Raw genomic sequence first — 18,903 nt, 5'->3', positions numbered from 1 at the left:
TCTCCTTTTATTTTATTTATAAATAATAAAAAATAACATATTTTTTACGGAGCTATCACCTATTCTTTTCAAGTGGGGTTGGATTTTATATATTGCCTTAATTAATTATTTGTTTGATTTTTTATTTAAATTTTGGTATAATCCTCAGTAGAGTTATTAATAATAAAATTGATAATTAAGTAATTAAAAAAGAGGAGATTATAATCATGGCTAATATTAAACAACAAAAAAAACGTAATAAAACTAATGAAAAACGTCGTTTACAAAATTTTTCTTTTAAATCATCTGTAAAAACAGTGGTAAAACAAGTAAAAACTGCAGTGGCAAATGCTGATAAACAAAAAGCCTTAGCTTTATTAAGTGTAGCTTATAAAAAATTTGATAAAGGTGTTTCTAAAAGAGTTTATCACGCTAACTTTTCTGCTAGAAACAAATCTGATTTACAAAAATTAGTAAACACACTTTAATTTTTCTTTTTAATTATATTTGATTGAAAAAGGTTAATAAATTCATGTTTTTGGTTAAACAAAGTAATTTATGTAATTTCAGGGTTTATTTTAGGATCATTTTTGGTGACAAGTGTTTGTATTGAGATCGTCATTAAATGAACGTAAATATATCCTTAAAAAAGGCTCTATAACTACAATTAATAATATTTCGCATAAAAATTTATTGGCAAAGATGTATTAATGCCCACCTTCTTTATCTTATAATTTGATGCATTTATGGTTTGATTTTATCAACAAACAAACAAAAACATTAATAAAAATATTGTAAAAAACATTCAATTAAAAGATTTATTCTATCCCTTTGATTTATTTTATTATTTTTGCCACCACCCCATTAAATCAATTTTTTCCAAAGTAAAGAGGTATTTTTTATGTTAGATCTGAATTTTGTAGTCCAAAATCTGCCATCTGTTATTGCAAAATTAGAAAAAAGACAACAAAGTTTTGCTTATTTAAATAAATTGCCTCTTTTAGCACAACAAAGAAAATCTTTACTTTTGCAAATACAAAATTTAAGAAGTCAAAAAAATCAATCAGCTAAAAAAGTTGCCCAAAAAGCTAATGCTAAAGAAGATATTGCCCTTTTTTTGCAAGAAAATAATTTTTTGCGTGATGATTTACAAAAATTAGAACAAAAGTTAAAACTCCAAGAACAAGAAATTTTTGATATTTTAAGTATTACCCCCAATTTGCCACATGATTCTTTGCCGATTGGCACAGACGATAAAGACAATAAGGAATTGTATTGCGAAGGGCAAATAAGAACCTTTCCATTTACACCTAAAGACCACGTTTATTTAGCAGAAAAACTAGATATTCTGGACTTTAAAAGAGCTTCCAAAATTTCTGGTAGTGGATTTGTCGTTTGTAAAGGGCTAGGAGCACGACTCGAAAGAGCCTTAATTCAATTTATGATGGATCTTCATAGTAAAAAAGGTTATCAAGAAATCATTCCTCCTTATATTATCAATGAAAAATCCATGTTTGCAACAGGTCAATTACCTAAGTTTGAAGATGAAGTCTACAAACTTTACAATTCCAAAAATAATTGGTATTTAAATCCTACAGCAGAAGTTCCTACCATTAATTTGCATCGTGAAGAAATTTTTAAACCAGGTACACTTCCTATTAAATACGTCTCCTACACTACTGCTTTTCGCCAAGAAGCAGGCTCAGCTGGCAAAGATACCCGAGGTATTTTTAGACAACATCAATTTAATAAAGTAGAATTAATCCAGTTTTGCCACCCCCAAAATTCTTATGAATATCTAGAACAAATGTTAAAAGATTCCGAAGAAATACTAAAACTGCTCAAACTTCCTTATCGTGTTGTTTTGCTTTCTACTGGTGATTTGGGTTTTAGTATGTCAAAAACTTATGATTTAGAAGTTTTTTTACCCAGCTATAATTGTTATCGTGAAATTGGTTCTATCAGTAATTCTTGCGATTTCCAAGCAAGACGCGCCAATATTAAAATGAAAAATCCTAAAAACAACAAAAATGAATACGTTCATATTCTAAACGGTTCAGGTTTGGCTGTTGGAAGAACTGTTATTGCTATTTTAGAAAATTATCAAAACCAAGATGGCACTATTACAGTTCCTGAAATTTTACAGTCTTATTTAGGAACCGATATTATTAAGTAATTTGAATGTTTTTAACAATAATAATTTAGAATATAGAGTCGAATCTTTTATGAAAAATAAAATGATTCGGCGTTTTTTATTGCCAAACCAAAAGCCACTAATAAAACCTTTAATAATTTTATAACTATTTCAAAGGAAACCCCAAAAATTCATTATTTCTATTTACTAAAATAATTGCGAGGTAATATCAATATGCAAATTAAAAACATTTATTTACGCCCCCACAATTCTCAAACTTTTCCTCAACAAATAGAAACCTATATTAAAACGAATATTAATCCATATTTTTGGGGTTTTATATCTGATTATCCTTGTTATAATTCCGAGACCATTCAAACTTATCCTTGCCTTTTGTGCCGCATTAAAGACGCTCCTTCGGATTTATTAGGAGTATTTTTTGATGGTGGTACAAGGACTGCAAGTTTTAAAGGTGAAATAAAATATAGTTTAGATGATTTAAAACAAATGTCAAATGGTGCTCAAAATATGTATATTTTTTGGGAAGAACACTCCTAAAATTTATTTTATAAACCTTAATATTTATCTGAAAAAACCTAAATAAAAAATTATAAATGAAACAAAAAACATCAATCATTCATTATTTTAAATTCATAATAATTTATTTTAATAATAAAATAAAGTCTAAATTAATTAGATTTTGCATGCAATCTCAATTGAAAAGAGGCATAATTATTTTATGACAAAAACTTCTAACTCCTCATACTTAGTTATTTTATATTATCAATATGTTCCAATAAAAGACCCTCAAACTTTTAGAAACCAACATTTTAAATATTGCGAATCTCTAGGACTTTTAGGACGTATTATTGTTGCCCAAGAAGGTATTAACGGCACTTTGTCAGGTCCAAAAGAACAAATACATAAATACATCGATCAACTAAAACAAGATGTGCGTTTTTGCAATACTGTTTTTAAAATTGAAAATGTGGATGCACAAGTTTTTCCGCGTCTTTCTATTAAAGTCAAGCCTGAATTGGTTAATTTGAGTCTTGAAGAAAAGGTTGATCTTACCAAAGACAAAGGCGCTTATTTAGCTCCTCAAGAATTTTTGCAAGCCTTGCAAGAAAAAGATGTTTTAATTCTTGATGCTCGTAATGACTATGAATATGATTTAGGACATTTCAGAAATGCAGTTAACCCTAACATTAGACATTTTCGTGATTTGCCAAATTGGGTCAAACAAAACACCCATTTATTAAAAAATAAAAAAATCGTAACTTATTGCACTGGCGGTGTGCGTTGTGAAAAATTTAGTACTTTCTTAAAAAAAGAAGGTTTCGTGGATGTCTATCAACTAGAAGGAGGAATTATTTCTTATGGTAAACACCCCGAAACTCAAGGTGTTTTATGGGATGGTCAAATGTATGTCTTTGATCAAAGAATAGCAGTTACTGTTAATCAAAAAGAACATGTTATCGTTGGCAAAGACTATTTTGATGGCACCCCTTGTGAACGCTATATTAATTGCTCTAATCCTCAATGCAACAAACAAATTTTGTGCCACGAACATAACGAACACAAATATTTAGGGGCTTGTAGTGATAAATGTAGCGCCCATCCGCAAAATAGATATCTCAAAAAGCACAATAATAAAACCTCATAACAAAAAAACATTCATATTTCAATAAGATATGTTATAATAATGTATGATTATTGTATTTTTTTTTGGTTTGGTTTTAATGCCCAATAAAAAAAATATAAAAACCATTGTTTTTAAACAATTAATTATTATCAGATTCAATAAATTATCCAAGATAATTTGCAATTTTTGCAAGGAGGAAATAAAATGTTTGCAATCATCAAAACTGGGGGAAAACAATTTCGTGTTTCTGAAGGACAAGAAATTTATGTTGAAAAACTAAATGTTGAGCCAGAAACAACTTATCAATTTCAAGAAGTTTTGGCTGTTGGTGGCTCCAATCCTGTTTTAGGCGTCCCTTTTGTTAAAGACGCTAAAGTAACAGCTCAAGTAATCAAACATGATCGCGCTAAAAAAATTATTGTGTTTAAGTATAAAAAACGTAAAAAATATCGTTGTAAACAAGGACACAGACAATCCTATACTAAACTTTTGATTACTAAAATAACTGTTTAAAAACTATGATTCGCTATTGTTTTTACAAAGAACAAAAAAAATTACTAGTATTCAAGTTTTCGGTCACGCTTTATACGCTCCTAAAGGTTTTGATATTGTATGTGCTTCGGTTTCTACTGCTATTATTGTGACTCTGAATGCTTTAGAAAAGCTTCAATTCCAAACAGATATTACCTACAATCTACAAGATAAGTTGTTTGAATTAGAAGTTAAAACCACCCAAAATCCCACCCTTTTTATTTTGCTAGATAATTTAGAATACACTATCTGCAATTTAGTCAAACAATACCCCAATCATTTTAAAAAAATATCTCAAATTCAAACAAGAAAGAGGTTATAACATGTTATTACAATTACAAATTCAGTTATTTGCTTCTAAAAAAGGAGCAGGTTCTACTCGAAATGGTAGAGATTCTCATTCCAAAAGATTAGGTGCTAAACTTTCTGACGGTCAATTTGCCAAAGCAGGCGCTATTATTTATCGTCAAAGAGGAACCAAAATTCACCCTGGTTTTAACGTTGGTAGAGGTGGAGATGACACTTTATTTGCTAAAATGAGTGGAATCATTAAATTTGAAAAAAAGCATGGTCGTAAAAAAGTTTCTGTTTATCTGCAATAATTTTTTTTATGTATTTAAAGAAAGCAGGTATTTAGTTTGCATTTTGTTGATGAAGCTTTTAATGAGGTTTTTGCTGGTAATGGTGGTCATGGCATCGTTGCTTTTAGAAGAGAAAAATATGTAGCTTTTGGAGGACCTGCTGGCGGCAACGGCGGCAACGGCGGGTCTGTTATTTTTGTAGGCGACAAAGGCGAGAATACCTTATTAAAATTAAAATATCAAAAACATCTTAAAGCGCCGCATGGAATAAATGGAAAAAATAAAGGTCAAAATGGAGCCAATGCCCCTCATCTTTATGTTAAAGTTCCTTTAGGAACAGTTTTTTACACTGCTGATAACAAGTTTTTGGGAGAGATCTTATACGACCAACAAACCTTAGTTATTGCTAAAGGCGGTAAAGGCGGCAAAGGCAATAAAGCATTAGCTACTTTTAAAAATCAAGCTCCAAGTTATTCTGAAAAAGGTGATTTAGGTGAAAGTTTTAAAATCAAAACAGAACTTAAAGTTTTAGCTGATATCGGATTATTAGGTTTTCCAAGTGTTGGGAAATCCTCTCTTATTTCTGCTATTTCCAAAGCCCAACCTAAAGTTGCTTCCTATCCTTTTACCACAATTAAACCTCATTTAGGAGTTGTTGAAGTGGATGGTTTTAGTTTTGTAGTAGCTGATTTACCAGGCCTAATTGAAAATGCTCATTTAGGTTGTGGTATGGGAATTCAATTTTTAAAACATATTGAAAGATGTCGTGTTTTAGTTCATATTTTAAGTATGGAAAGTTCAAACCCTTACCAAGATTTCCAAACTTTAAACCAAGAATTAAAACAATACAATCCCCAATTATTACTTAAAAAACAAATTATTGTTACCAATAAAATGGATTTACCTGATTCTTTGAAAAAACTTACTCTTTTGAAACAAAAAATCAAAGGACAACCTATTATCCCCCTTTCTTTGGTTTCTTTTGATAATTTAGAAATCTTAAAATATAAAATGAGCTCCTTTTTGCAAAATACCCCCTTAGAAGTTAACCCAAATAACAACAATGACTTTAAATTATACACCCTTACTGATAATCTAAAAACCATTTCTGTTATTAAAGAAAGTGATTCTGTTTTTGTTGTTTCTGGAAATCAAGTAGAAATTTTTTTTCATCGTACCGATTTTAACAACGAAGAATCTGTAAAAAGATTTAATAGAATATTGAAAAAAATAGGGATGGAAGAACAATTACAAAAAAAAGGAGCCAAACCAGGAGATCAAGTTAAAATTTGTGATCGTTTATTTGATTTTTTATAATTTGGTAATTATAACACAAAGAAATTATATTTTTGATCCAAAAAAAAATAAGTCAAATGCAAGATCTTATATTAAGATCTTTTTTTATTACCCAAAACCTTCCTTTTTCCAACCAAAAATATAAACTAATTCATCAAAATTGAGTTATAATAAAATAAAAAACAAAAGGACTAAATCATGGGGTTTTTAACAATGAACAATAGAGCATTTATATATCTTATTGTGCTAATTATATTATTAAAAAAAAAGATGTTCATCATATATGAAAATATTAATTAAGAAAGAAAACTATTAACAAACTCAGTATGATAAATCGACAGACACTTTATTTTTGAATCCAAAAGATATTTATTACCTAAAAGAGTCTGTTAAAAGTTTTACCAATTATAATTTAGTTTAAAAACACTTTATGTTAATTATAAAGTTCTTAGAAAATTAAGTATAACAATCCATATTCTTGTTTGGATACAGAAGGTGACTTTTTTTTAGATAACTCCTCAATAATAAAAGCTATTTTAGATTTGCATATTCATATTATTTTTGCTATTGAGCATGTTGATAATTATAACTTATCGGATTGTTGTTGTTGATTTAAGCGCTTTGGCTCCTACTGATGCAGTTTACAAAATTATCAAATGTTTGAAATCTTAATATAAAACACCCAATAAAAAAATTTATTTTCTTAATTTATCATTAAAACATCTACAAACATAATTTAAAGATTTCATTTTACTTTAATGTTTGATATAATAAAATAGGTCAATGCAAGTGGCTGAGGTTTAAAATAATTATTTTAAGCTTAGGAAAGTCCATGTTAGCACATGCTGCGATTGCATGTAGTGTTTGTGTCTAAGGAATTAATAACTTAGAGTACTGTAAAAAGTAACGGCGTTTTTTAGATCTAAGGATTGAGATAATTACATTATTTTAATCTATGAGATAAAAACTGAAAGTGTCACAGAGACGAGTTAATTAGAAATAATTAAGTGAAACGTGATAAACCCCTCAAGCTAACAACCCAAAATAATGGTAGGGGCATGCAAAGCGATTAAATGAAATTAGTTTTGCACTACTTATTAGTAGCAGATAAATAGCCACACTTGTTTAACAAGAACAGAACATGGCTTATGCACATTGACCTTTTTTATTAAATTATTTAAAAATCAATAAATATTATTTTTTTGTTGTTATATTTATTATTTGGTATATCTATATTTGTGTAATAATATATAATTAATATTATTCATTTTATAATTATTGTATATTTATTTGTTTTTTAAGCAATTTAAAAATTATTCATCCCCTTTATTATAAATAAAAAAGCCAAACTACAAAGTTTGGCTTTCATTGTCTTTATGGTTTTATATTTTGATATTTCTTGAAAGATATTAAAATAATTTAAAGAAAGCAATTCATTTATTTTTTTGATGTTTGATTTTATAAATTAAAATAAGTAAAAAAGCAACTATTAGGCCGGTTAAAATTATTATAATTTTATAAAACATTATTGAATTTGTTGTAGTGGTTTTAGTTGTTGGAGGTGTGCTTGTTTCTTGTTGATAGTTAATTTCTAGGTCAATTATGCCTTCATATTCATGATATTTGTCTTCGTTTGCTAAATCGTATTCTATTCTACAAAAATTATTACTGCCATCTTTGTTTTTGGTAAATTGAAAATCTTTAGTTAAAAATTTATTTTGGAGTTGAGGATTTTTTTGCCAAATAACTTCACATATTAATTTTTTTCTTTGTTCCTCAGTAATATTAGGTGTTATTTGAATTGTTCCTAAATGGTTATTTGTAATAATTTCATCTAAGTTTATCATTTTTTTAGTAAAATTGAATTCTATTTTATTACCCAATATATCTTCAATTTGAAAACTACCTTTCCATTGTATTTCTTCTGGATTTTGTGTTTGTGATTCGTATTTTTCTTCTAATTGTTCGCTTGCTATTTCAAAATCATCACTTTCTATTTGTATGTTTGATTCTTTTTTTATTTCTTTAAGCATGCCATTTAAAGCGATTATAATATCTTGTTTGGTTAATTGATTGTTTTGTTTATAATAACTAAAATCATTGATTATTCTTTTTTCTGGGGGAAATAATTTTTCAAAATTTTTGGGGTTCTTTAATTTTTTTGAATGTTGATTATTTATTATTTGGTGTTTTTGTTGTGTGTTATTTGTATTTTTTACAACCCCTATTCCATTTTCCTCTTCTTGGATGTTTTCTAGTTGTTGTTTTTTTACAGCATAAATGCTAATTCTATTGCAAAAATGTATGCCCAATAAAATAATGAATAAAATTAAAGTAAGGTATTTGGGAAACAAACACATAATTGCTTTGCTTTTGGTTTTCATATTACAAATATTTTACTTTTCTATAAATATTAAAGGGTTAAAAATGCCCCATTAAAATATTAAATTATAATTGCATTTTTTATGCAACATTTGTATTTATCACATTTTATCATTGTGCCTTTTTAACAACTCTGTATCCCTTAATTTTATTATACGCCCTAAATAAAAAAGTTGAATTAAAATATTTTGCCAAATTTTTTTATGTTTAATTTAAACAATTTTATATTATAATATAATTATAATTATTTAAATATTTTAATTCTTAAATCTAAACTCTTACTTCTATTAGATTTAAAATATTCAAAATCAACTACAAATTTTATAAGTTATTTATTTCTAAATTTATTAATTTTTAACAAATCGCATATGAGCAAAATAAGCAAGATACTAAATTAATTATATTTATTTTTTGATTATATATAATCTACATAATGACTTCCAAACTCAAACCCAAAAACTATTTTTTGCAATTGGATTTCATTAAATAAGAACTTATTTATATAGTAACCCCAATATATTTAATTAATAACTATTTTTTTATAATATGTTTGCAATGTTTTGGAAAATAATAAGCATATTTTCTAAATTTGTTATTGCGCTAATAAACTCTTTTATTTAATTATTAGCCATATTTTTTATTTTTTTAATAACTTTGGTATTAAATTATTATATTTGGAATATTTGCCTGAATACCTTAATTTATTTTTTGGACTTTCCCTTTTTTGTATTTATACAAGGTATTGCAAAACAATTCAAAAAAAACTTGCATAACATTTTGCATTAATTTATATTAAGATATAATAAATATCTTTAAATTTGTAGTTTTTTTTCATAATGTAAATATGAAAAACATTTTAAAAAAATGAAATCACAAGCAATAAACTTATTTGTAAAACATCCAATAAAAACATTTTATTACTAAAATTAACCTAACTCCCAATAACAAATTAATCCTCATTATAATTAAACATTTTTACTACTTTATTACAAATGTATGGTAATAACTGTATCAAAATTGAAATTTTTTAATGATGGATTTTATAAATAAATCCTAAAAACAATAAATTATAATTACATATTTTTAGATATTTTTTACAACATTGTTTTTACCTCACAAAATAGTTAAAATTTAGATCATTTTTTAAATTCATTCAGAAAGGCAAAAAGGAGACCATAATTATGGATTTTTTTATTAAACACAAACAAAAAATAATCATTTTTCTTTTGGTAACAATAACAACACTGATTTTATCTATTCCTTTTTTTTCTTTGACAAAAGCCAAAAATGCCAAAACTGTTTCAAAAGATTTACAAATAGTAACGACTTCTACCATGTTAAAAGATTTAGTCAAGCATTTAGTTGGTGATGTTGTAGAAGAAGAAAACAAAAACAAATATAACAAAATTAAAGGCATTCAAGTTGATTCTTTGATGGGAGTAGGAATTGATCCGCACAATTACAAAACCAAATTATCAGATCGCAAAAAAATTAAAGAAGCTGATTTAGTTGTGATTAATGGACTGCATTTGGAAGCTAAAATGGCAGAAGCCTTTCCGCTTTTAACGAATAATTCCTTTACAGTAGTGCAGTTAGATGAAGCAAATACCAAAGTTATAAATCAAAAAGGCAAGGAGGATGAACGCATTAAAGAAGGAGATATTAAACGAGATGAAGATACTCATGGGCCAGATCCTCATATTTGGTTTGATATAGATCTTTGGATTAAAGTTTTACACCAATTAAAATACAAATTAAAAACAGCATTGGTAAAAGATTCGCGTTTTCGCCAAAGTGATATTTATAATTTAGAACATAATTGTCAAACATATGCACACAAATTAAAATTATTACATAAATATGTAGGCAAGAAATTTAAAGCATTAAAAGAACATTTTTTTTCTCAAGGCAAAACTTTTATTTTAGTTACTGCCCATGATGCTTTTTCTTATTTAGCTAGAAAATATGATTTTGAGTTAAGTCCAATTCAAGGAATTTCTACCCAAACAGAAGCTAGTATTAGTGATATTGAAGAATTAGCTAATAAACTGGTTAACAACCAAGTAAAAGCTATTTTTGTAGAAAGTTCTTTTCCAGAAGGAACGCTTGATTCTCTTAAAGAATCTGTAAAAAGTAAAGGTCATAATATTAAAAAAAGTGATGAAGAATTATACGCTGATGCTTTGGGTTCAGAAAGTGAAGAGCCAATAGAATTTGAAGATGATAAAGATTCACAAGGAAATCCAACGAAATACAAGCATTCCACTTATATTGGAGCTTTATTACACAATATTCATACAATAGAAAAAGAATTAAAACAATAACAAATAAATAAGGAGATTATAATGAAAAAAGAAATAGCCATTAAAATTAGAGACCTAACCGTAGCTTATCATCTAAAACCAGTTTTGTGGGATATTGATTTAGATATTTATCAAAGCTCTTTGACAGCAATTTTAGGCCCTAATGGTGCTGGAAAATCTACTTTAATCAAAACAATTTTAGAATTGATTCACAAAATTTCTGGAGAAGTTTTATTTTATAATCAAAAATATGGGCAATTAAGAAAAAAAGTAGCCTACGTGCCACAAAGAAATTCAGTTGATTGGGATTTTCCAACTACTGTGTTTGATGTTGTTTTGATGGGGCGTTACGGACATTTAGGATGGTTTAAAAAACCAACTGCCAAAGATAAAGAAATAGTAATGCAATCTTTAGAAAAAACAGGAATGCAAGATCTTAAGGATTGTCAAATATCTGAACTTTCAGGCGGGCAACAACAAAGAATTTTTTTAGCTCGCGCCTTAGCTCAACAAGGAGATATTTATTTTATGGACGAACCCTTTCAAGGAGTTGATATCCAAACAGAAAAAAAATTATTCAAGTTTTAAAAGATTTGCAAAAAGAAAATAAAACCATTATTGTAGTGCACCATGATTTAGAAACAGTGACTCAATATTTTGATCATGTAGTTTTGTTAAACGTACAAAAAATTGCAAGTGGCACTACGGATGAAGTTTTTAATAAAACTAATTTAAATAAAACTTTTCAAAATAAAAAATTAAAAAAAGATATTCATAATTTGCAAACCCCAAAGAAAACAAAATAAAATTAAATATAAATAAGAAAGTGTTAAATATGTTTGTTTTAGAATTTAATTATACTGTTGTTAAAGTTCTTTTAGCAGCTAGCTTTTTAGGATTTACATCGGGTATTTTAGGTGTTTTTATTATCTTGAAAAAACAAGCCTTAATTGGAGATGCTCTTTCGCACACCACTTTGCCAGGAATTGCCTTAGTTTATCTTTTTGCTCGTAGTACAGATATTTGGGTTTTGTGGTTGGGTGCTATTCTTGCCTCGTTTGTTACTTTGCTTTTGATGGAACTTATTAAAAAATATTCTAAAATTAAATCAGATACAGCCTTATCGTTAGTGCTTGCTTCTTTTTTTGGTTTTGGCAATGTTTTAATTGCCATTGCTCAAAATACTTGTGAGGATAACAAAATAGCTACTTTGGAAAAATTTATCTTAGGACAAATTGCTTTATTAACTGAACTAGATATGATTTCTACTGGTATTATGGCTTTAATTACTTTAGTTGTTGTAGTTGGCTTGTGGAAAGAATTCAAAATCTATATTTTTGATGATAACTTTGCCCAAAGTGTAGGGTTTAACATTAAAATTATGACTTTTATTCTTAATTTATTATTAATTGGAGTAGTAGTTACTAGTTTAAAAATTATTGGCATTATTTTGACAAGTGCTTTTTTTAATTATGCCAGGAGTAATTGCTCGTCAATTTAGTGATAGATTTGTTACTAATGTTTTTGTTGCTTCTGTTGTTACTTTCTTTTCTAGTTTGATTGGAGTTTTTATAAGTAATAGTATACAAGATATGCCAACAGGACCAATTATTATTGTTATTACTACTTTATTTATTGCTGTTTCCTTGTTGTTTTCTCCTAAATATGGAGTTATTAGTAGATATTTGCAAAAAATTAAATATCAAAAAAAGATTAAAAAATTTCGTCAACTTATTCATCTTTATTATGAACAAGAAGAAAATCATACTTTAAGTTTGCCAATAATTCAAATAGAAACTTTTTTATGGAAGGAAAGATATTTAATGTTACAAAATCAAAAAGTCCAATTAACACCTAAAGGAATTAAAATAGTTGAAAATTTAATTGACGGTATTGTTTAATGATAAGTTTTATAAAAAATATTATTGGTGGTTTTGAACTAGATGTTTTTTTAGTTATTTTATTTTGTTCTTTGACTTTGGCTAGTTTAGGAGTTTTTTTAGTATTGAAAAAGTCTTCTATGGTAGTTGATGCTATGAGTCATAGTGTTTTATTAGGAATAGTTGTATCTTTTTTAGTAGTTAAAAATCTTAATTCTCCTCTTTTAATTATGGGAGCTGCTTTAGTGGGCGTGCTTACAGCTTATATGGTAGAACTTTTAGGCAAACACTCTAAAGTTACTAAAGACGCTTCTATTGGAATTGTGTTTACTTTTTTCTTTTCGGTAGCTATTATTTTGATAAGTCTTTATACAAGACACGAACATTTAGATACTGATGCTGTTTTTTTAGGCAATATTGAACTCACCCACATTAAACAACTCAAAAAAATTATTCCTCTTTTGTTTTTTAATTTATTGTTTGTTTTTTTCTTTTATAAAGAATTAAAAATCTATATTTTTGATCCTAATCTTGCTGTAATCTTAGGATTTTTCACTACTTTAATTAATTATTTATTAATGTTTTTAGTTTCTATAACAGCTGTTATTTCTTTTGATGTAGTTGGTTCTATTATGGTAATTTCTTGTATGATTGGACCTGCTGCTACATCTCTTTTGGCTACTAAGAATCTATGTAATAGTTTTTTGCTTTCTTTATGGCTCTCATTTGTGAATTCTAGCCTTGGTTATTATTTGGCAATTGGACTTAATTTACCAGTATCAGGATTAATTGCTTTTACAAATTTAGTTAACTTTTTGCTCTTTTTCTTCTTAGCCCCTAAAACTGGAATTGTTGCTAAAATGATTAAAAATAATTTGCAAAAAAAAGAATTTATGATTATTTCTTTACTAATGCATCTCAAAAATCACCAAGATCAATTGCAAAAAAATCATTTTCAAGAGATTTATAAAGACCTCAAATGGTCCTTATCTCGTTATAATAAATGTCTTAATAATGCTTTTAAAAAACGGTTATATTCAAATAAAAAACAATCAAGTGATACTAAATGATTCAGGAAACTATATTTTAGAAGAAAAAATTGCTCTTTGGATATAAAAAACTTACACTCAACAAACCTGTTTAACAAATTGTTTTTTTATCATATTTAAAGAATTTCAAAACACTTAAATAAAAAAAATAATCCTTCACTAAGGTATTTTTAGCTTGCCAACATCACAAATTTGTTTTTTGTTTTATAAAAATAAGTTATAATAAATAAGGTAGCATTTATAAGTATATAGAAATTAGAAATAACACTTTACTATTTTATTATTCAGACTTTATTATAACCAAAAACATCATGAATTATTTTTAAATTCGTACCTCAAAAACCTAACTATCCAAAAAAATAATTTATTTGTTTAATTTAGAAAAAACTAAAATAAATTATAATTACAATAAAATATCTTATCATAACATTTAATTAATACTTAAATGTCCTATAAAACTAAGGAGTAAAACAATGAAATTTATAGGTAAAAAAATATTATGTTTAGCATTAATATTAAATTTAGTTAATTTTTTGATTTTTATAGTTTTTAATGTTTGTGGTTTTAGTTTTTTTAAGAAGAAAATCCTTATTTTAATAATAATGTTGTTTTTGCACATAAAGAAGAGAGTTCAAATGAGGGTAATAATAAAGATCAAAATGATGCAAAAGATAATCAATTAAACAAACCAAAAGAAGAAAAGCAAGAAGAACAAAAAGAAGGATGGGGTTCTTGGTTGTGGAATATAACCAAAACAACTGGATCAGCTATTTATAAGAAATTGCCAGGAACCAAAACTCCTGAAAATATTGACACAAAATTATTAAACCAAATACAAGAAGAAATAACTGCTATCGAAAACACAAAAGAAAAAATTAAAGAATTAACCCAACAAGAAGAAATATTAAAAAATATGTTAGAATTTGATGAAGCATATAAAAAAGCGGAACAAAAATATAAAGAAGTAGAAAAAAATTTAAAAGAAAATAAGTTTCAAGATGTTTCCAATTTATTAAAACCTTCTAAAAGTTGGTGGCAATCTCTTAAAAGTTTTTTTCCTTTTTTGGATAATCAAACTCCTCAACCCTTAAAAGAAGCTTATAAAACTGCGTTGGATAATTTACAAAAAGTTCAAAAAGTGAAAGAAGATTTGGATAAATTACAAAACCCTGAAGATAAACAAGAAAAACAAAACCTTTGGTCATCTATTAAAGATAAAATTAATAATTTTTGGCCTTATGCTGATGCTGATGTTGTTCCTGAATCTTTAAACATAAGATCCCCAAGAAGGAATTGCTGATATTAGAAATTTTTTAAATAATCATAAATTTGCAACTAAACTGCTTGGTTGGTGTTTAGGAGAAAAAAGCAATGATGTTTCTTTAATAGCTTCTAATTTAACTCGTAGATTAGCTAAATATGTGGGAAACGAAGCAAAAAAAGAAGTTACAAAAGAATTTGCAGATGTTAAAAAAACTTTTCCTGAAAAATTAAAACAAGGGGTTAAAGATAACATATTTGAAGTTATTACTGCTGCTGTTGCTTTCACTTCTTTAGTTATTACATTTCTTTATTGGTTCATAATTAAAAAACTAAAAAACACCAAACTAAGTAAAAAAGTTGCCTTAAATAAAACAAAATAAACCTTTTTATTCTTAAATAATAAATAAGCAAAAACAATAATTTATTTTAAATCACTTCTTGCTATTATTATTATTTCTTAAATATTTCATTATCTATTGTTTTTATTTTTAATTTCATAAGAAATAAAAAGGAGATTAATTTTTTATGCTAAAAATTAATAATTTATTTAAAAAAATTCAAAATACAGAAGTCATTGAAAATGTTTCTTTTCAATTACCTCAAAAAGGATTAGTGTTTATTACTGGTAAATCAGGTTCTGGCAAATCCACTTTATTGAATCTTATGGGAGCGCTTGACAAACCTACTAAAGGAAATATTACAGTTTTAGGACGTAACATTAATGAATTTGTTTCATTCGAACTAGATTCTTATCGCAATTATTTTTTAGGATTTGTTTTTCAAGAATATAATTTATTAGATAATTTAACAGTTTTCGAAAATATTCAAATGGTCTGCGAACTACAATCAAAATCAGTAGACAATTGGGGAATACAACAAATATTAAAACAAGTAGAATTGGATGGTCTAGAAACTCACTATCCTAATCAACTTTCAGGCGGACAAAAACAAAGAGTAAGTATTGCTCGTGCTTTAATTAAAAATCCTAAAATGATTTTGGCAGACGAACCTACTGGTAATTTAGATGAAAAAACAGGAAAAAAAATCTTTGAATGTTTAAAACAAATATCAAAAGATACCTTAGTTGTTGTAGTTTCTCACAATACCCAAAGCGCTTATAAATATGCAGACCGCATCATTGAATTTGCTGATGGTAAAATTGCAAAAGACCTTACTAAAAAAGCAAATAAAACTTCTACTGATAAACCTCAAATATTACAAAATAAAACTTATACCCAAGAAGAAGTTTTTAATTTATTAAAACAAAAAATAATGTTATGGAACTGGATTTTACACCCACTTTGGCAAATGAAAATTATAATTATCAACACCAAGCAATGCATTTTCCTTTAGTACAAACTCATCTTTCCAAACAAACAGCTCTTTTAGTAACTCGAAATATTTTAAAAAATAATAAGAAATTAGCTTTTAAAATCATTTCTACATCTAGCAATGGTGCTTTATTCTTAACTCTTTCTTTTTTAATGTTTTTTAATATGTTTCTTTGGTTTTGTAATTTAGGTTATGTTACACCACAAAGTCAAATCAAAAACAAGACATTTTGGTGGTGGCTATTAGCACCTTTGCTATTTCATATATATTTTTTAGGTATATCTTTTTATCAAATTATTATTCATATGAGAAATATTATCACCTTAAAAAACAAAGATATTGGTATTCTAAAATCTTTAGGGGCTTCTGATCAAGATATTCGCAAAATATTTCATCATTTAAATATAAAATTAACTATTATTCAATTTTTGGGGATTCCTTTATTCTTTTTTATATTTGTTTTATTAATGGTGATATCGGCTTCTTTGCAAGGAACATTAGATTCATTTTTAACGTTTTTGCCCAAACTTTGCTCATCTTTAAAAGCAATCGTACCTCTTTATTTATTTTTGGCAAATATAGTTTTATTTTTGTTTTAGTTTTTGCTTATCCTTTTTTATTAAATCACGTTTCAACCAAAAATCAATTAAAAAAAGTCTTAAAAAAAAATCCTTTAACTATTATTTTATCTGTTCCAAAATCATAATTTTTTAACTATTTCATTTCTTAATGCTTAATAAATGAATTGACTTAATTATCATCATTTTCATGAATTTACAAAGTTATTTATATATAATAATTTTTTAAAACAATTTAACAATAACCAAAATTAATTATCCAATTAAAAATTACTAAAAAATATTATTTTATTTGACTGCTTTTGTTGTATAATCTATTTAAAAAATGCCAATTTTATTTACTGTAATCTATCTATTTTAATTTATGAAAAAAATTTCAATTACAAGTTTTGAAACACTTAACCATTATTAAAAATAATTATAAATTTATTTTTTATTTATAATATCGATTAAAATATTTCTAATAACTAAATTGCCATTCAAATCCTTTATTTGCTTTAGAAAGGTTTAAATTTATGCAAATTCCCAAAATTATTAAAGTTAAAATCCCCCTTTGCAATCAGTTTTAAATACCCTCAATAAAGCTCGTGATTTAGTCAAAAAAAGACGTCATTGAGGTGTTCCAAAAGTTTAGACACTTTTTACTTTTTAAAAATTCTTTAAGGCTAACTATTAAGTTAGTCTTTTTTTGTTTCAAGACTGAAAAATAATTTCATATCTTTTCTAAAAAAAATGTTTTTAGAGAGGAATTGAATGTTAAGACAAAAATTATTTAAAGATTTTTTAAAAAATAAAAAGAATTTAGAAATTCGTAATCAATTAATCGAACTTCATTTGCCTTTAGTAAAAAAACTAGCTTATCATTTTAAATATTACCCTAAAGTTTTAACTAAGGAGGATTTAAATTTACATTTTAAAAATATCAATATTTTGAATCAACAATCTTTGTGTGTTAACATCACGAAACAAATAATCCAAACATCTTTATTCAACAAACCATTTAACGAATATATGATAAAAACCCACAAACTCCTAAACGAATATCTTAATAATAAACAACATAACTCTCAAAGCCAAAAAGTAATCCGTGGTAAAATCAATGAATACCTCATTTTATTATATTTTCAAAACAAAGGAATCATCAATTTATACCCACAGGCTTATTTATTCTTCAGCCCAGACATTAAATTTGATTTAGTTTTATTCACAGAAACTAAACGAATAATGGCGTTTAATTTCAAAACCTGTCTCCGAGACCGCTATAAACAAGTCATGGTAGAAGGACAACAATTAAAAAAATTAGACACACGTTTTGAGTTTTATTTATTAACTAACAATGAAACAGAAACTCAAAGACTAAACAATAAAATTAATCAAGGAAAAGTACAAGGCATTAATCAAGTAATTAACTTATTTTCCAATTCAGCCAATAATTTATTACAAAACTTAATTACCGCCAAATTCATCCCTTTTTCTAATATCAATATAATTAAAAAATAAAAAAAGGAGTTAATATTAAAATGTTAACCAACGAACAAAAAGCGTTAAAACAATTAATAAATTATATCGAACAAGGCCAATGGGAAAAGTTAAACCTTTACTGCCAAATAATCAACCCCAAAAATCTACTTAACCCCAAAAATACAAAAATATTTACAGCTTTAAAATATTTATTTTTAGAAAAACAAACATCTCATCCATGGGACAAACTCACTACAAAACCCATTATTATCAAAGAGTTATTAACATATTTACAAACTCATTTCCCTCAAGATAACTTTACTTTAGATTCTTTAAATTATTTAAATGATGATTTTAATAACCAAAATAATAATCATGTTTTAGATAATCTAAAACATACCTATACCCAAGAAAAACTATTTCAACAATTAATAAAAATCATTAGCCCCACATATGAAAACCAAGACCCCTACCACAAAAATTTATATT

The 18,903-nt window shown here is 26.3% G+C and carries 18 protein-coding genes, 1 other RNA gene and 2 pseudogenes; 20 read left to right on the top strand and 1 reads right to left on the bottom strand.

Translation table 11 applies throughout. From position 1 onward, the window contains the following. Nucleotides 1-206 precede the first annotated feature (206 nt). The 9 genes from rpsT to rnpB all read left to right on the top strand — a co-directional run bounded on the left by rpsT (nt 207) and on the right by rnpB (nt 7,319). Nucleotides 207-467: a 30S ribosomal protein S20 gene (gene rpsT / locus BBA70_RS03390; protein WP_011412911.1), complete on the top strand. Its 261-nt coding sequence runs from the start codon at nt 207-209 to the stop codon at nt 465-467. Between the two features lie 413 nt (nt 468-880). Continuing rightward, entirely contained in the window at nt 881-2,155 is a 1,275-nt protein-coding gene (serS, locus tag BBA70_RS03385; protein WP_011412910.1) for a serine--tRNA ligase, read from the top strand. 192 nt (nt 2,156-2,347) lie between these two features. Further along, the gene (locus tag BBA70_RS03380) at nt 2,348-2,671 is read left to right on the top strand and encodes a hypothetical protein (RefSeq protein WP_041639927.1); all 324 of its coding nucleotides are present in this window, start codon (nt 2,348-2,350) and stop codon (nt 2,669-2,671) included. A 181-nt stretch (nt 2,672-2,852) separates the two neighbouring features. Further along, complete coding sequence (locus tag BBA70_RS03375) at nt 2,853-3,779, top strand: rhodanese-related sulfurtransferase (protein WP_041639925.1); 927 nt, start codon at nt 2,853-2,855, stop codon at nt 3,777-3,779. A gap of 183 nt (nt 3,780-3,962) precedes the next feature. Beyond that, on the top strand, nt 3,963-4,271 hold the full coding sequence (gene rplU, locus BBA70_RS03370) for a 50S ribosomal protein L21 (RefSeq protein WP_011412907.1): 309 nt from the start codon (nt 3,963-3,965) through the stop codon (nt 4,269-4,271). A gap of 16 nt (nt 4,272-4,287) precedes the next feature. After that, nucleotides 4,288-4,611, top strand: coding sequence for a ribosomal-processing cysteine protease Prp (locus BBA70_RS03365; protein WP_252861658.1), 324 nt, complete (start codon nt 4,288-4,290; stop codon nt 4,609-4,611). Between the two features lies 1 nt (nt 4,612). Beyond that, complete coding sequence (gene rpmA / locus BBA70_RS03360) at nt 4,613-4,891, top strand: 50S ribosomal protein L27 (RefSeq protein ID WP_011160463.1); 279 nt, start codon at nt 4,613-4,615, stop codon at nt 4,889-4,891. 36 nt (nt 4,892-4,927) lie between these two features. Beyond that, nucleotides 4,928-6,187 carry a GTPase ObgE gene (gene obgE, locus BBA70_RS03355; RefSeq protein WP_011412905.1) on the top strand — a complete coding sequence of 420 codons (1,260 nt, stop codon included), beginning with the start codon at nt 4,928-4,930 and terminating at the stop codon, nt 6,185-6,187. Nucleotides 6,188-6,947: 760 nt separating this feature from the next. Beyond that, nucleotides 6,948-7,319, top strand: an RNA gene (rnpB, locus tag BBA70_RS03350) — RNase P RNA component class B. Between the two features lie 280 nt (nt 7,320-7,599). On the opposite strand, the gene BBA70_RS03345 is transcribed toward rnpB, so the two are convergent. Beyond that, entirely contained in the window at nt 7,600-8,550 is a 951-nt protein-coding gene (locus BBA70_RS03345) for a hypothetical protein (RefSeq protein WP_011412904.1), read from the bottom strand. 1,179 nt (nt 8,551-9,729) lie between these two features. On the opposite strand from BBA70_RS03345, the gene BBA70_RS03340 reads away from it, so the two are divergent. The 11 genes and pseudogenes from BBA70_RS03340 to BBA70_RS03290 all read left to right on the top strand — a co-directional run. After that, a complete protein-coding gene (locus BBA70_RS03340; RefSeq protein ID WP_011412903.1) occupies nt 9,730-10,872 on the top strand; it encodes a metal ABC transporter solute-binding protein, Zn/Mn family in 1,143 nt (380 codons plus the stop codon). Between the two features lie 21 nt (nt 10,873-10,893). Then, nucleotides 10,894-11,657 (top strand): annotated as a pseudogene (locus tag BBA70_RS03335) (metal ABC transporter ATP-binding protein). Nucleotides 11,658-11,686: 29 nt separating this feature from the next. Beyond that, entirely contained in the window at nt 11,687-12,352 is a 666-nt protein-coding gene (locus BBA70_RS03330; protein ID WP_252861657.1) for a metal ABC transporter permease, read from the top strand. Beyond that, the gene (locus BBA70_RS03325; RefSeq protein ID WP_252861656.1) at nt 12,324-12,752 is read left to right on the top strand and encodes a metal ABC transporter permease; all 429 of its coding nucleotides are present in this window, start codon (nt 12,324-12,326) and stop codon (nt 12,750-12,752) included. Before BBA70_RS03330 ends, BBA70_RS03325 begins: the two co-directional genes overlap by 29 nt. Further along, nucleotides 12,752-13,801, top strand: coding sequence for a metal ABC transporter permease (locus BBA70_RS03320; protein WP_252861655.1), 1,050 nt, complete (start codon nt 12,752-12,754; stop codon nt 13,799-13,801). Before BBA70_RS03325 ends, BBA70_RS03320 begins: the two co-directional genes overlap by 1 nt. Nucleotides 13,802-14,516: 715 nt before the next feature. Then, a complete protein-coding gene (locus tag BBA70_RS03315) occupies nt 14,517-15,080 on the top strand; it encodes a hypothetical protein (RefSeq protein ID WP_252861654.1) in 564 nt (187 codons plus the stop codon). Nucleotides 15,081-15,201: 121 nt separating this feature from the next. Continuing rightward, nucleotides 15,202-15,423 carry a hypothetical protein gene (locus BBA70_RS03310; protein ID WP_252861653.1) on the top strand — a complete coding sequence of 74 codons (222 nt, stop codon included), beginning with the start codon at nt 15,202-15,204 and terminating at the stop codon, nt 15,421-15,423. A 145-nt stretch (nt 15,424-15,568) separates the two neighbouring features. After that, the gene (locus BBA70_RS03305) at nt 15,569-16,396 is read left to right on the top strand and encodes an ABC transporter ATP-binding protein (RefSeq protein ID WP_252861652.1); all 828 of its coding nucleotides are present in this window, start codon (nt 15,569-15,571) and stop codon (nt 16,394-16,396) included. Next, entirely contained in the window at nt 16,345-16,974 is a 630-nt protein-coding gene (locus tag BBA70_RS03300; protein WP_252861651.1) for a hypothetical protein, read from the top strand. The genes BBA70_RS03305 and BBA70_RS03300 overlap by 52 nt, the downstream gene beginning before the upstream one ends. A 732-nt stretch (nt 16,975-17,706) precedes the next feature. Next, nucleotides 17,707-18,453: a hypothetical protein gene (locus tag BBA70_RS03295; protein WP_011412897.1), complete on the top strand. Its 747-nt coding sequence runs from the start codon at nt 17,707-17,709 to the stop codon at nt 18,451-18,453. A 20-nt stretch (nt 18,454-18,473) separates the two neighbouring features. Further along, nucleotides 18,474-18,903 (top strand): annotated as a pseudogene (locus BBA70_RS03290) (replicative DNA helicase); the annotation flags it as partial.

Origin of the sequence: New Jersey aster yellows phytoplasma, assembly GCF_002554195.1 — a bacterium.
Lineage (GTDB): Bacteria > Bacillota_I > Bacilli_A > Acholeplasmatales > Acholeplasmataceae > Phytoplasma.
Note: the sequence above shows the minus strand (reverse complement) of the source record. Positions and strands in the feature narration are given on the sequence as shown.

Coding starts and splice junctions, on each gene's coding strand:
- rpsT (WP_011412911.1), top strand. CDS start 207: ATGGCTAATATTAAACAACAAAAAAAACGTAATAAAACTAATGAAAAA.
- BBA70_RS03380 (WP_041639927.1), top strand. CDS start 2,348: ATGCAAATTAAAAACATTTATTTACGCCCCCACAATTCTCAAACTTTT.
- BBA70_RS03320 (WP_252861655.1), top strand. CDS start 12,752: ATGATAAGTTTTATAAAAAATATTATTGGTGGTTTTGAACTAGATGTT.
- rplU (WP_011412907.1), top strand. CDS start 3,963: ATGTTTGCAATCATCAAAACTGGGGGAAAACAATTTCGTGTTTCTGAA.
- rpmA (WP_011160463.1), top strand. CDS start 4,613: ATGTTATTACAATTACAAATTCAGTTATTTGCTTCTAAAAAAGGAGCA.
- BBA70_RS03305 (WP_252861652.1), top strand. CDS start 15,569: ATGCTAAAAATTAATAATTTATTTAAAAAAATTCAAAATACAGAAGTC.
- BBA70_RS03330 (WP_252861657.1), top strand. CDS start 11,687: ATGTTTGTTTTAGAATTTAATTATACTGTTGTTAAAGTTCTTTTAGCA.
- BBA70_RS03375 (WP_041639925.1), top strand. CDS start 2,853: ATGACAAAAACTTCTAACTCCTCATACTTAGTTATTTTATATTATCAA.
- BBA70_RS03340 (WP_011412903.1), top strand. CDS start 9,730: ATGGATTTTTTTATTAAACACAAACAAAAAATAATCATTTTTCTTTTG.
- BBA70_RS03325 (WP_252861656.1), top strand. CDS start 12,324: ATGCCAGGAGTAATTGCTCGTCAATTTAGTGATAGATTTGTTACTAAT.
- BBA70_RS03295 (WP_011412897.1), top strand. CDS start 17,707: ATGTTAAGACAAAAATTATTTAAAGATTTTTTAAAAAATAAAAAGAAT.
- BBA70_RS03345 (WP_011412904.1), bottom strand. CDS start 8,550: ATGAAAACCAAAAGCAAAGCAATTATGTGTTTGTTTCCCAAATACCTT.
- serS (WP_011412910.1), top strand. CDS start 881: ATGTTAGATCTGAATTTTGTAGTCCAAAATCTGCCATCTGTTATTGCA.